The sequence below is a fragment of the Acinetobacter sp. WU_MDCI_Abxb74 genome, from assembly GCF_025513915.1.
GTDB classification, from domain to species: Bacteria; Pseudomonadota; Gammaproteobacteria; order Pseudomonadales; family Moraxellaceae; genus Acinetobacter; species Acinetobacter calcoaceticus_C.
Window position 1 is genome coordinate 1 of record NZ_JAHPRP010000015.1, and the last position, 13,570, is coordinate 13,570.

Annotated in this window: 14 protein-coding genes and 2 tRNA genes; 7 read left to right on the plus strand and 9 right to left on the minus strand. The window is 41.3% G+C overall.

Annotated features, from left to right (window positions below; genetic code table 11):
- From KTH84_RS17740 to tpiA, 4 genes are all read right to left on the minus strand, one after another.
- Positions 1 to 77 (minus strand) — tRNA-Met (locus KTH84_RS17740).
- A 40-nt stretch (positions 78 to 117) separates the two neighbouring features.
- Positions 118 to 202 (minus strand) — tRNA-Leu (locus KTH84_RS17745).
- A gap of 56 nt (positions 203 to 258) precedes the next feature.
- Positions 259 to 588 carry a preprotein translocase subunit SecG gene (gene secG, locus KTH84_RS17750; protein ID WP_092710024.1) on the minus strand — a complete coding sequence of 110 codons (330 nt, stop codon included), beginning with the start codon at positions 586 to 588 and terminating at the stop codon, positions 259 to 261.
- A gap of 12 nt (positions 589 to 600) precedes the next feature.
- Positions 601 to 1,395: a triose-phosphate isomerase gene (tpiA, locus tag KTH84_RS17755; protein ID WP_198496442.1), complete on the minus strand. Its 795-nt coding sequence runs from the start codon at positions 1,393 to 1,395 to the stop codon at positions 601 to 603.
- A gap of 291 nt (positions 1,396 to 1,686) precedes the next feature.
- On the opposite strand from tpiA, the gene pilB reads away from it, so the two are divergent.
- Genes pilB through coaE form a run of 4 tightly spaced genes read left to right on the plus strand, consistent with a single transcriptional unit; the run spans position 1,687 to position 6,111 of the window.
- Positions 1,687 to 3,399, plus strand: a complete 1,713-nt coding sequence (pilB, locus tag KTH84_RS17760) for a type IV-A pilus assembly ATPase PilB (RefSeq protein ID WP_262474539.1) — start codon at positions 1,687 to 1,689, stop codon at positions 3,397 to 3,399.
- A 27-nt stretch (positions 3,400 to 3,426) separates the two neighbouring features.
- Positions 3,427 to 4,653 carry a type II secretion system F family protein gene (locus KTH84_RS17765; protein WP_133975670.1) on the plus strand — a complete coding sequence of 409 codons (1,227 nt, stop codon included), beginning with the start codon at positions 3,427 to 3,429 and terminating at the stop codon, positions 4,651 to 4,653.
- Positions 4,653 to 5,513, plus strand: coding sequence for a prepilin peptidase (locus KTH84_RS17770; protein ID WP_133975672.1), 861 nt, complete (start codon positions 4,653 to 4,655; stop codon positions 5,511 to 5,513). Before KTH84_RS17765 ends, KTH84_RS17770 begins: the two co-directional genes overlap by 1 nt.
- Before the next feature lies 1 nt (position 5,514).
- On the plus strand, positions 5,515 to 6,111 hold the full coding sequence (gene coaE / locus KTH84_RS17775) for a dephospho-CoA kinase (RefSeq protein WP_017388484.1): 597 nt from the start codon (positions 5,515 to 5,517) through the stop codon (positions 6,109 to 6,111).
- Here the strand turns inward: coaE and KTH84_RS17780 are convergent.
- From KTH84_RS17780 to KTH84_RS17795, 4 genes are all read right to left on the minus strand, one after another.
- Positions 6,108 to 7,022 carry a DMT family transporter gene (locus tag KTH84_RS17780; RefSeq protein ID WP_133975676.1) on the minus strand — a complete coding sequence of 305 codons (915 nt, stop codon included), beginning with the start codon at positions 7,020 to 7,022 and terminating at the stop codon, positions 6,108 to 6,110. The two genes, coaE and KTH84_RS17780, sit on opposite strands and share 4 nt — an antisense overlap.
- A 35-nt stretch (positions 7,023 to 7,057) precedes the next feature.
- The gene (gene rlmB / locus KTH84_RS17785; protein WP_127493309.1) at positions 7,058 to 7,807 is read right to left on the minus strand and encodes a 23S rRNA (guanosine(2251)-2'-O)-methyltransferase RlmB; all 750 of its coding nucleotides are present in this window, start codon (positions 7,805 to 7,807) and stop codon (positions 7,058 to 7,060) included.
- A gap of 102 nt (positions 7,808 to 7,909) precedes the next feature.
- Positions 7,910 to 8,236, minus strand: coding sequence for a pyrimidine/purine nucleoside phosphorylase (locus KTH84_RS17790; protein ID WP_003654567.1), 327 nt, complete (start codon positions 8,234 to 8,236; stop codon positions 7,910 to 7,912).
- A gap of 76 nt (positions 8,237 to 8,312) precedes the next feature.
- Positions 8,313 to 9,623 (minus strand): tetratricopeptide repeat protein, encoded by a 1,311-nt coding sequence (locus KTH84_RS17795; RefSeq protein WP_133975680.1) that lies wholly within the window; start codon positions 9,621 to 9,623, stop codon positions 8,313 to 8,315.
- A 114-nt stretch (positions 9,624 to 9,737) separates the two neighbouring features.
- Here KTH84_RS17795 and recN point away from each other — a divergent pair, with 114 nt between their 5' ends.
- The 3 genes from recN to ruvX all read left to right on the plus strand — a co-directional run bounded on the left by recN (position 9,738) and on the right by ruvX (position 12,525).
- The gene (gene recN, locus KTH84_RS17800) at positions 9,738 to 11,405 is read left to right on the plus strand and encodes a DNA repair protein RecN (RefSeq protein WP_004640835.1); all 1,668 of its coding nucleotides are present in this window, start codon (positions 9,738 to 9,740) and stop codon (positions 11,403 to 11,405) included.
- A 125-nt stretch (positions 11,406 to 11,530) separates the two neighbouring features.
- Positions 11,531 to 12,085 carry a YqgE/AlgH family protein gene (locus tag KTH84_RS17805; protein WP_003654562.1) on the plus strand — a complete coding sequence of 185 codons (555 nt, stop codon included), beginning with the start codon at positions 11,531 to 11,533 and terminating at the stop codon, positions 12,083 to 12,085.
- Positions 12,085 to 12,525 (plus strand): Holliday junction resolvase RuvX, encoded by a 441-nt coding sequence (gene ruvX, locus KTH84_RS17810; protein ID WP_042894482.1) that lies wholly within the window; start codon positions 12,085 to 12,087, stop codon positions 12,523 to 12,525. The genes KTH84_RS17805 and ruvX overlap by 1 nt, the downstream gene beginning before the upstream one ends.
- Before the next feature lie 35 nt (positions 12,526 to 12,560).
- On the opposite strand, the gene KTH84_RS17815 is transcribed toward ruvX, so the two are convergent.
- Positions 12,561 to 13,562, minus strand: coding sequence for an HlyD family secretion protein (locus KTH84_RS17815; protein ID WP_262474544.1), 1,002 nt, complete (start codon positions 13,560 to 13,562; stop codon positions 12,561 to 12,563).
- Between the last annotated feature and the right edge of the window lie 8 nt (positions 13,563 to 13,570).

The window sequence follows — 13,570 nt, forward strand, 5'->3', positions numbered from 1 at the left end:
TGGTAGCGGGAGCTGGATTTGAACCAACGACCTTCGGGTTATGAGCCCGACGAGCTACCAGACTGCTCCATCCCGCAACAAAAACAAACCACACGCATCAACTTTCTGGTTAAAAGCTGGTGCGGAAGGGGGGACTTGAACCCCCACGCCCGAAGGCACTACCACCTCAAGGTAGCGTGTCTACCAATTCCACCACCACCGCAGCTTGTGGGACGCATTCTAGTGCTTCCCACCACAAAAGGAAAGCCTTATTTCGAATTATTGACTCGTTTTTGGTGCAGTTGGCGAAGTTTCAGGCAATGTGCTTGGTGTTGGTGCAGTAGTTTGTACGGTTTTTAGACTATAAGCCTCTGTAGTTTGCTTTTTCGCAAAAACAGCTAGGGTTAAACTAGTCACAAAAAACAAGGCCGTTAAGACAGCAGTAAGGCGAGTAAGGAAGTTAGCTGAACCCGATGCGCCAAATACAGTGGCTGCTCCGCCGCCGCCAAAAGAGGCACCCGCATCCGCACCTTTACCGTGTTGCACTAGAATCAAGCCAATCATCAGTACCGCTAAAATAATATGTACGATCAGTACAAAAGAGTGCATACCCTATCCTCGTTATTTACTTTGTGCAAAGGCTTGTACGATTTGGTAAAAAGATGCTGCATTTAACGATGCACCTCCAACCAAAGCGCCATTAATATCTGGACATGCTGCCAACTCGACTGCATTTTCAGCTTTTACACTACCGCCATATAAAATAGCAATGTCTGGACCCGCAGAGGTAATCTGACTTAAACCTTCACGGATTTTAGCATGCATAGCCTGCGCATCTTGTGGTGAAGCAGTTTTACCTGTACCAATTGCCCAGATTGGCTCATAAGCAATTACAATTTGCTTTTGCCATTGCTCTGCGGTCACTATAGGAGCTATATCACAGATTTGTTGCAATACAACCTGCTCTGCCAAATCTTGTTCACGCTGTTCGAGACTTTCCCCCACACAATAAATGACAGTTAAGCCTGCATTTAAAGAGTTTTGGAGTTTTGCCTTCAAAATTTCAACGTTATCACCTAATAAATCACGGCGTTCAGAGTGACCCACCAATACAAAATTAATTTCGCTATCTTTTAATAATTCTGCACTGACTTCACCCGTATAGGCGCCTGTACCTGCTACACGCGATACATCCTGTGCAACTGTATATACTGTTCTTGCAGCATCTTGCAATTGTGTTTGTACCATTGCAAGTGCAATAGAAACTGGAGCAACCCCGACATGGCAGCTTTCATCTGCAATTTGGTTTTGTTGCAATAGTTGTTTAAATTCTTCTATAAGTTGTTTGGCATTGGCACGCATTGGGTTCATTTTCCAGTTGCCAACTACCCAAGGCGTAATCGTCGAACCCGACATACGGCTCACCTTTCATCAAAAATGCAGCACATTCTACACGCATTTCCACAAATTTCAGATACTTTTCTTTAACAGGATTGCTCATATCTTTTCTACTATTTGAAAACAGTAATAAAAGTTTATTGAGCCTAAAGCCTTAGCTTTTAAAAATTAATGAATAAAAACTTCGACTGGTTCAAGTTTTAACAATCGGATCAAGACGAGAGCATCATTTTCTCAGGTAGTAATTTTAGATAACAAAAGTATAATTTTTTATATACCAATTATAAACATATGAGCACAGGTAGGCAGATGTCAGTCAGTCATACATCTCCAAAATTTTCGGGGTTTTTTCGACGATTAGTCGAAGAAAAACATGTGTCGGCAGCGACCATGCAAACAGCATTAGATGCAGCAAAAAGAGCTAAACGGGATACGGTTGCGTACCTGATTGAAGAGGTTCATCTCTCCCCTTCTTTATTAGCTGAAACAATTTCTATTGAATTTGCTGAACCATATTTTGATCTGGATGTTTACGATACCAGCCAGATTCCTAAAGATTTGGTCGACCAGAAACTGATTTTAAAACATCGGGTCTTGCCTCTCGTACAAAGAGGACAGATTTTATATGTTGCAACCAGTAACCCAAGCAATATTGAAGCGATTGATGCTATCCGCTTCAACAGCAAGCTTATGGTTGAAGCGGTTATTGTTGAGCACCATAAACTTGAGAAAATTCTGGCACAACAATTTACGGAAGAAAGCAGTTTCGAGTTTAGTGATGAAGAGTTTGATCTTGATGTAGATCTTGATACTTCAACCGCCCCAGAAGAGGATGATGACACTCCTCAGGGTGATGAAGCACCTATTGTTAAATATGTGAACAAGTTATTAATAGATGCGATTCGTATGGGGGCTTCAGACTTGCATTTCGAACCGTATGAGAAATCGTATCGCGTCCGTTATCGGGTCGATGGAGTCTTGCGCCAGATTGCAAATCCACCTTTGCAACTCGCCACTCGGTTGGCTTCACGTTTAAAAGTCATGTCTCAAATGGATATTTCCGAGAAACGTGTTCCTCAAGATGGCCGTATCAAACTCAAGCTATCGAAAACTAAAGCAATTGATTTTCGTGTGAACTCTCTTCCGACCTTATTTGGTGAAAAGCTAGTTCTGCGTATTCTTGATCCATCGAGTGCAATGCTGGGAATTGATGCTCTAGGATATGAAGAAGAGCAAAAATCACTCTTTATGGAAGCATTAGATAAACCACAAGGTATGCTTTTAATTACTGGCCCTACAGGTTCTGGTAAAACAGTATCTTTATATACGGGCCTCAACATTTTAAATACTGAAAGTTCTAATATTTCTACTGCTGAAGATCCAGTGGAAATTAACCTTGAAGGGATTAATCAGGTTAACGTCAACCCTAAAGTAGGTCTTACTTTTTCGGCTGCGCTTAAATCATTTTTACGTCAGGATCCTGACATTATTATGGTCGGTGAGATTCGTGATTTAGAAACAGCTGAAATCGCGATTAAGGCGGCTCAGACGGGTCATATGGTGATGTCCACACTCCATACCAACAGTGCTCCTGAAACACTTACTCGTCTACGCAATATGGGAGTTCCATCTTTTAATATTGCGACATCAGTCAATCTGGTCATTGCTCAACGTTTGGCACGTCGATTATGCCCTCAATGTAAAGTACCTAGTGACATTCCTAAACAAAGCCTATTGGAAATGGGTTTTACCGAACAAGATCTAACACATCCCGATTTTCAAGTTTTTCAACCCGTCGGTTGTCCTGAATGTCGTGAGGGTTATAAAGGTCGAGTTGGTATTTATGAAGTAATGAAAGTCACACCTGAGATTTCCAAGATTATTATGGAAGATGGCAACGCTTTAGAAATCGCTGCTGCTTCTGAAAAATTGGGGTTTAGTAATCTACGTTGCTCAGGTTTAAAGAAAGTCATGCAAGGTGTTACTTCTTTACAAGAAGTCAACCGCGTGACCAGTGAATAAAAGACAATTTAAAATAAGGATAATGTCATGACTGTCAAAAAGGCACAATTGATGCCGACTTTTGCTTATGAAGGGGTTGATCGTAAGGGCGTAAAAATTAAGGGAGAACTTCCGGCTAAAAATATGGCTTTAGCCAAAGTCACCCTACGCAAACAAGGGGTAACTGTCCGTAATATTCGGGAAAAGCGTAAAAATATTCTTGAGGGTCTATTCAAGAAAAAAGTATCAACGCTCGATATCACGATTTTTACCCGACAACTTGCAACTATGATGAAAGCTGGTGTGCCACTGGTACAAGGCTTTGAAATTGTGGCGGAAGGTTTAGAAAACCCAGCGATGCGCGAGGTGGTACTCGGTATTAAAGGCGAAGTTGAAGGTGGTAGTACTTTTGCATCAGCTTTAAGAAAGTATCCTCAGCACTTCGACAAATTGTTTTGCTCTCTTGTAGAGTCCGGCGAACAATCTGGTGCACTTGAAACCATGCTAGACCGTGTGGCAATTTACAAAGAAAAAAGTGAATTGCTTAAGCAGAAAATCAAAAAGGCCATGAAATACCCTGCAACGGTTGTTGTGGTAGCAGTGATCGTTACTATTATTTTGATGGTTAAAGTTGTTCCCGTCTTTCAAGACCTGTTTTCTTCCTTTGGCGCAGATTTGCCTGCTTTTACACAAATGGTTGTCAATATGTCGAAATGGATGCAGGAATACTGGTTCATTATGATTATTGTGATTGGTGCAATTATTGCTGCTTTTATGGAAGCTAAAAAGCGCAGTAAAAAATTCCGTAATGGTTTAGACAAACTCACGCTTAAGTTGCCTATCTTTGGTGATCTTGTTTACAAGGCGATTATTGCCCGCTACAGCCGTACTTTAGCCACCACTTTTGCAGCAGGTGTTCCGCTCATTGATGCACTTGAATCAACAGCAGGTGCAACCAATAATGTTATTTATGAACAAGCTGTAATGAAAATTCGTGAAGATGTTGCAACAGGTCAACAACTCCAATTTGCGATGCGCGTTTCAAATCGTTTTCCATCTATGGCTATACAAATGGTCGCAATTGGTGAAGAATCTGGTGCACTAGACAGCATGCTCGATAAAGTGGCTACCTACTATGAAAATGAAGTTGATAATGCCGTTGATGGCTTAACTTCAATGATGGAACCTTTAATTATGGCAATTTTAGGGGTACTGGTAGGCGGTCTGGTTATTGCTATGTATCTTCCAATTTTCCAAATGGGCTCAGTTGTATAATGCAAGAAATGATTGCTTATTTTATTCAAAACTTAACTGCACTTTATATTGCAGTTGCACTATTGAGCCTGTGTATTGGTAGCTTTTTGAATGTGGTGATTTATCGCACTCCAAAAATGATGGAACAAGATTGGCAGCAAGAATGTCAAATGTTACTCGATCCTGAACAGCCCATTATTGACCATGAAAAACTGACATTAAGTAAGCCTGCTTCCTCATGCCCAGAGTGTCATCAAACCATCCGTTGGTATCAAAATATTCCTGTCATAAGTTGGTTGGTTTTAAAAGGTAAATGTGGGCATTGTGAGCATGCAATTAGCATGCGCTACCCAGCCATCGAACTATTAACAATGGCATGTTCACTGGTTGTGGTCATGGTGTTTGGCCCAACCATACAAATGCTTTTTGGACTAGTACTGACTTGGGTCCTGATTGCTCTAACATTTATTGATTTTGATACTCAGCTGCTACCCGACCGTTTTACCCTGCCTTTAGCAGCACTTGGTTTAGGCATTAATACCTTTAGCATTTACACCACACCCACTTTAGCCATTTGGGGTTACTTAATTGGTTTTTTATGCCTATGGATTGTGTATTACCTATTTAAAGTAATCACAGGTAAAGAAGGCATGGGCTACGGCGACTTTAAGTTGCTTGCGGCATTAGGTGCATGGATGGGGCCATTGATGCTGCCATTAATTGTGCTATTGTCATCTTTATTGGGTGCAATTATTGGCATCATTTTACTAAAATTACGCAATGACAATCAGCCCTTTGCCTTTGGGCCGTATATTGCCATTGCAGGCTGGGTTGCCTTTTTATGGGGTGACCAGATTATGAAAATCTATTTGGGAGGTTAAGATGGCTTTTATTCTGGGAGTCACAGGTGGTATTGGTAGCGGAAAATCTGCTGCAACACAATGGTTTGAATCCCAAGGAATACAAGTTGTCGATGCTGACATTGTTGCTCGCGAAGTGGTTGAAAAAGGCCAACCTGCCCTCCAAAAAATTCAACAAACTTTTGGAGACTGGGTACTTCAACCAGACGGGAGCTTAGACCGCCGTGCCCTACGCGAGTATATTTTTCAAAATCCGCAAGCGCGCCACACACTTGAGCAAATTACTCATCCTGCAATTCGCCAATCTATTATTCAACAATTACAAAACCCGCGTAGTGCTTATGTGATTTTAGTTTCACCTTTGCTCTTTGAAACCAACCAGCATGAATTGGTTAATCACACATTATTAGTTGATGCGAGTGAACAAACTCAAATTCAGCGTGCCAGCCAACGCGATGGACAAAACCAAGAACAAATCCAGAAAATTATTGCGGCGCAAATGCCACGTGAGCGAAAACGCGAACTTGCCAATGACATTGTGTTTAATGACGGATTACTCGAACATTTACATCAACAATTAGAGCCTTTACATCAAAGTTATTTGAAACGTACAGACTAATCTGGCTCATTTTGCTGTTTAATTTTTTGTGCCAAGCTATCTGGTCGAAACCATCGCCAAGGTTGTAAGGCACCCACTCCCATTCCAACCAAACCTACAACAATCGATGAACTCAGTGTCTCACCCAACAATGGCACAGCCAATATTGCTGCAATAAAAGGTGCCAAAGTGACGATACTTCCTGTTTTAAAAGCACCTAAACGCTGAATTGCAGCTACATAAGTCAAAGTTGCAATAATAACGACAAACACACCATGGAAAATGCCTTGTATAGCTAAATGAACAGGACTGACTTCCATAAAATGCTTAGGCAAAAATAAAACATAGATGGGCAAATAAATAATTGCAGACCAAATCGCAACACTTGCCATTGAGTGCCATGCGGAAAGTTTCCACTGTTTAAGTAACACAGTGAAAATACCCCACCAAATCGCACTAATAAAAAGGAGTAAATCACCTATTCCAAAAGCAGAAGCATTACCTTGCAGCATTAAAGTGCTCATAAGGGCCAAAGCAGCGATCATGATTGCCAGACTAGCCCATGTATGCTTATCAAATGGCTGCCTAAATAAAATATATGCTGCGAACGCAGTACAAATTGGGATACAGCCATTTAGGAAAATTGCAGCGTGCGCAGCGGGAGCATAGAGAAAAGCGGTATAGACGGTCAGACAATAAATGACCCCACCAATCAAGGCCAAAATAACCGCATGCTTACTCCATAAAAAAGCGAGATCTTTTTTATAGATCAAAATAGGCATTAAAATTAAGAAGGCTATAGCGAAGCGCAGTGCGGCAATATCCCAAGCACTGATGTGCCACTGTGCATTTAAACGGGCAAAAAGCGTAAACCCGCCCCAAATGCACATGGTCACCAATACAAAGAAATAACCTTGCTTACGGGGAGACATATCAAGATGACTTAAAAACTAGAAAGGCAGCTAAATTATACCTCAGAACGCTGACGACAAGCCTCATAAAGTGCCATACCCGTCGCCACACTCACATTTAAACTCTGTAAGTTTCCAGCCATAGGAATATAAACTTTATGATCACACTGTGCCTGTGTAATAGGGCGCAGACCAGTATCTTCGGCTCCCATTACAATCACAACAGCACCAGAAAAATCGCATTTTTGAAGTGGTAATGCGCTTTCATCAAGCATAGTGCCAATCACACGTACATGCGTTGTTTCTTTAAGATGAGCCAATGTACGAGCTAAATTTGTGACTTGAATAAATTTAACTTTCTCGGCTCCACCCGCTGCAACTTTACGAGCAGTTGGCGTTAAACCCGCCGCACGATCACGAGGCACAATAACTGCTTGCACGCCCATCGCAGCAGCGGTGCGGATACAAGCCCCTAAGTTATGGGGGTCTGTCACCTGATCCAATGCTAACAACAATGCATCTGGAGTTTCACTTAAGATTTGATCAAGGTCTTGCTCATTTAAGACAGGATGCGGACGCACTGCTGCAACCACGCCTTGATGAAATGGTAGACCAGCAAGTTTTTCAAGACTATCGCGGCTTGCTTTTTGTACACTGATTCCAAAAGGCTCTGCCAATTGCAAAATCTTTTGCAAACGCTGATCATCCCGTCCTTTTAACGTAAACAGGGTTAGCACACGCTCCGGCTCAAGTTCTAGCAATGACTCCACTGAATGAACGCCATAATAATATTCCTGTTTTGCCATGCATGACCTCTAACAACGTTTGAGCAAAAAAATAAAAATCCTGCAAAGCCAACTTCACAGGATTTCTTTGGGCATAGTGTACCCGATTTGAACAGGAATTTCTTAGCCTTCTAAATGGCACACATAATCGAGAACTTCGTCAGTTTCGATTTTAAAAACGCTATTGCCAGGCACGTAAAATGATTGGCCTGCACGGAACAATTCACTTTCATTACTGTCCGCAATTGTTACGCGACATTCACCTGAAATAATTTCCATACGCTCAGGGACATGCGTTTCAAAAGTTAAGGCTTGCTCAGTCGGCAAAATAACACCTAGTGTTTTTTTCGTTCCATCTTCAAATTGCACGGTATGGCTGATACATGCTCCACCAAAATAAACGTTTGATTTTTTGATGACCGTTACATGATCAAATTGGTTTGTACTCATGTACATTCTCCAGATAATGCCATATTTATATAAATTATGATGAATGTAGTTTAATTGTGCCTAATTAACTAATCAATCAGTTTTCATACGGATAGACTTGTAATTTCCACTGCTCGGCCTGAATTTTTTTGGCAAAAGCATGAGGTAAGTTAATCTCAAAATTTCGACTACTCGACACAATTGCATCGTATCTGCAAACTTCAACCTGATTTTCATCGAGGAGTACCCAACACACTCTTTGTGCTGTTGGATGGGCAACTGCTGTAGCAACCACCGGTGAACCGTCATTCATTCCTACATGAAAATTTTCGCTATCGTTTTGCATTAACGCCAGATCGTATGTTGGAAAATCGATAGCATCTGAATCGAATTGCTGGCTATCGTGTATCAGCACACTCTGTTTTAAAGTCGGCCAAATACAATAGCGCAAATAATGCTGATCCATCACCCGATTATCCAGATAACGTCCTGTGGCAACATAATCTCTGATATGTGCTTCAATATTATGAAAAATACCTGTACAGCCGCCCCACATCCCCGCCAGAATTAGCTCAGTATGAGAGTAATTATCTCGCATTAAATGAAACCATTTATCACTCTTAAGCCACGCATCTACAGCTGCCTTTTCACGATGCGACACAATCGAGTCGGCATCACGTATAAGAAAACGTTTAATTGTTGGATCATCCATCACCAAAAAACGCCAGAACAGCCCTGATAGTTGTTTTTGAGCATCCGTTACTTGTATCACTTGTGCACCCTTCTCTTTTAAACGCTGTTGCACAAGTACTGGCACCGTATCATCTATATAGAACCGACAAGTCCATTCTGGATATATTTCTTTGGCTAACTGGGTATTTAAAATAGAAGTTTCACAATAACGAGGGTTTGCACCAAACAATGAAAAGGAAATAATATTTTCTTGAGGGTTTGAACTAAACTCAGGCGGCGCATGATCTGGAATAGGTGAAACAGGCTCATTCTGAGTGAGTTCTTTTTTGGTTGAAATTGCCAAATGACCAAATTTGATTGTTTCTTCTTTTTTATTTAAATGATGACAAACCTCTGTTAATCCATCATATAAATTTGTATTTACAGCAGAACCACTTGCCTGAATCGCTTGCAAATAGTGTTGATAAGCATCGTTATAACGGCGTAAGCGTAGCTCAGTATATGCCAAATCGGATAATGCTCCCGGATGCTTGGGAACTAAATTAACAGCTTGTTTAACATGTTGATAAGCTTTGGCATAATCTCCTTGTGCGGCAGCTTGTTTGAATGCATTAAAATGTTGATTTAAAATTTTATTCATTTCTGCAGGATTGCTTTTTTTATGACGGTTGATCATCCCTATGGGCGGTTTCGGTAAGCTTAATGTTTTTTTCATTGTAAATATCCGCAATCTTGCTGTTCTATAATTTCAGTTAGAATAATAGATCACTTGTAGCAAATTCAAAACTTCTCTATCTTTAACCCATAATTTGGCGCGTTGGATGCGTTTATGCTCACACATTTAACTTTAATTAATTTTGCATTAGCTGATCATTTGGCTATTGATATAGAACAAGGATTTAATGTTCTAACAGGCGAAACAGGTGCCGGAAAATCATTATTACTGGATGCACTCTCTGCCTGCCTAGGGGAACGTACCGATACGAATTATGTCCGCTATGGTTCGGACAAAGCGGACATCACCGCAGTTTTTACCTATAAAAATCATAGTCCTGAAGCTAAATGGCTGCAAGAACATGAGCTAGATGATGATTCTGGGGAAATTCATTTACGCCGTGTTATTTTTGCAACTGGCCGTAGTAAAGCATGGGTCAATGGCCGCCCAAGCAGTTTATCTGAACTTAAAGAATTAGGCCGTTTGCTTGTTCAACTCTATAGCCAACACAGCCAGCAACAGCTTCTTGAACCGCCTTATCCAAAGCATTGGCTAGATCGTTATAACAATTTCTATGTTGAAGCGAATGATGTACGCGAAGCCTATAGTATGTGGCAACGCACGATTCGTTTGCATCAAGCAGCCTTAGATGCGCAAGCAACACGTTTGCAACGTATTGGTACTTTAGAGCATCAAATTGAAGAACTTGAAGAAGTTGTCCAAACCGATTACAAAGAAATTGAGCAAGAATTTGATCGCCTTAGTCATCATGAACATATCATGCAAGACTGTAGCTACAGCTTAAATGTTTTAGATGAAGCTGAGCAAAATATTACTCAAGAAATGTCTTCGATTATTCGCCGTCTAGAATCTCATGCCGGGCGTAGTGATCAACTTTCTGAAATTTATAACTCTTTACTGAATGCTCAAAGTGAAATAGATGATGCAACAGCGAACTTGCGTCAATTTATTGACCGTCAGAGCTTTGACCCTGAGCGGATGGAAGAACTCAACTCTAAACTTGAGGTTTTTCATCGTCTGGGACGCAAATACCGGACTCAACCGGAAACACTTAAAGAAGAGTATGAGGCGTGGCAACGTGAGCTTGAGCAATTGCATCAACTTGAAGACCCTGAAACACTGGCAGAGCAAGTTGAAAAATCACATGAGGAGTTTTTAGAAAAAGCCCAGCATTTAGACAATATTCGTCGTGAAGCTGCCGCTCCGCTTGCTAAACAATTAACTGAACAAGTGAAGCCTTTAGCGTTACCAGAAGCACACTTCGAGTTTAAGTTCGAACCATTAGAACAACCAGGTGCAGAGGGTTTAAGCTTTATTCAACTTTTATTTACTGCAAATAAGGGTATTCCTCCACAACCCTTGGCACGAGTGGCCTCAGGTGGTGAGCTTTCTCGTATTGCACTCGTGATGCAAGTCATGAATGCTGAAAAAACCGAATCCGAAGTGTTGGTGTTTGATGAGATTGATGTCGGGATTAGTGGCGGCACCGCAGAAGTTGTGGGACGTCTACTTGCTGACTTAGCGCAACATGTCCAGCTCTTATGTATTACCCACCAAGCACAAGTTGCTGCACAATCTGATCAGCATTTATTAGTGAAAAAACAACAAACTGATCCAGCCAGCAGTACAATTGTAGAACTTGATGAAAATCAAATCATCTTTGAGTTAGCTCGCATGTCAGGTGGTGTTGAAATTAATGAAACAACCTTGCAGCACGCAAAACAATTACGCCAACTTAAATTTCAGGCTTCTTCAAATTAATAAAGAAAATGAGAGAAAAAGATTGGCGAAAACCGATTAACTCTTGTATGTTGATAAAAAGAACCTATATAGATAAAAGGGTCGAGAGGCCCTCTAGTAATATTTTTTGAGGGAGAACCGCTTAGGTGACCAAACAATATCTGACTCACCGTTGTCTGATTGCCCCGCCAGAAATGGCAGATGACTTTTTCGCAAACACTGTAATTTATCTTGCCCGTCATGATGAAGAAGGTGCTCAAGGCATTATTATTAATCGTCCTTCTGGTATTCAAATTAAAGAATTACTCAACGATCTCGACATCGAAGCAGACAATGTAAATCCACATGCGGTTTTACAAGGTGGCCCTTTGCGTCCTGAAGCTGGATTTGTTCTTCATACTGGACAACCCACATGGCATTCATCTATTGCTGTAGGCGAAAATGTTTGTATTACCACCAGTAAAGATATTCTCGATGCGATTGCCCATAATGAAGGTGTAGGCCGATACCAGATTGCATTAGGCTATGCGAGCTGGAGTAAAAATCAGTTAGAAGACGAAATTACGCGTGGTGACTGGCTCATTTGTGATGCCGATATGGATCTGATTTTTAATCTGCCTTATGACGATCGTTGGGATGCAGCTTATAAAAAAATTGGTGTAGATCGTGCGTGGCTAGCATCTGAAATCGGACATGCTTAATGACCGAAACACAATCCAAATCGATTATGGCCTTTGACTTTGGTACTCAAAAAATGGGAATGGCAATTGGCCAATCTTCAATTGAAAGTGCCAACCCTCTCCCTCTATTTATCATGAAAGATGGTATTCCGAACTGGGATCAGCTCTTAAAAATTGTGAAAGAATGGCAACCCGATTTATTTTTGGTTGGTCTGCCATTAAATATGGATGATAGCGAGTCAGAGCTCTCTACACGTGCGCGTAAATTTGCGAGACGTTTACGTCATCAAACCAACATAGAAACCTTGATGGTAGATGAACGTTTAACGACACGTGAAGCGAGAGAAGAGTTAGGTTTTTACCAAGAACAAGGTCGAGCAAAAAAGCTATCTGCAGATAGCTTCGCAGCTGCGCTACTCATTCAGAGTTGGTATCGAAATCCAGTCGGTTTAACACCCTAAGATTAAAAAAAAAGGAAGGCTAAAGCCTCCCTTTTTTACTTCTCTACAATATGTACGGTAGCAGTTCGTCCAGAGACAAAAGCAAGCTGATTTTTCGGTGTTTCATCTAACACAATCTTCACGGGTACACGCTGCGCTAAACGAACCCAGCTAAAAGTTGGATTTACATTAGCAAGAAGCTTAGAGCTGCTTGAACGCTCGCGGTCTTCAATGCCTGATGCAATACCTTGTACATGGCCTTTAATTTTCTGATTATCGCCCATTAACTGCACGCTAGCTTGGTCACCAATATGAATACGGTTTAGTTTCGTTTCTTCAAAATAACCCACGACATAAAGCTGTTTACGGTCAAGTAATGCAGCAACCGCTTGGCCTACTTGAACATAGTTTCCTGGGCTCATATCAAAGTTAGATAAAGTACCATCAGCTGGGGCAATTACCGCAGCACGATGCATATTAAGCTCGGCCAAATGTAAATTGCTTGTTGCAACCTCAATGAGAGCTTGTTGTTGCTTAACAGTTGCTTCGGCCTGCTCAATAGCAGCTTGTAGTTGCTCATGTTCTGCGTGGGATTGATCACGTGTTGCAAAAACTTGATCTTGTTCTTGTTTAGAGATTGCACCATCCATTAAGTTCGAATAGCGGCTCGCATTTTTCTCGGCCAATTTGATATTGCTGTCCGATTTAATCAGGTTCGCCTTTGCTTGTGCCAAACCAGCTTGCGCTTGAGCAAAGGCTGCATTTGCTTTTGCTAAATCAGATTTTGCCTGCTCTACATCTAAAGCTCGGCGAGAAACGTCAATTTTAAAGAGCACCTGACCTTTTTTCACAGTCTGGTTATCTTGAACCAACACTTCTGTGACAAGGCCGGCTACATCCGAAGATACTTGAATAACGTCACCACGAACTCGACCATCTCGTGTCCACGGCGCCGCATTATAGTAGTTCCACAAATGCACAATGGTATAGACCGCAACCATTAATGCGACAATCAAAATTACTGGACGGATGACTTTTTTCAAATCCACCTGATTCATTTTACTCA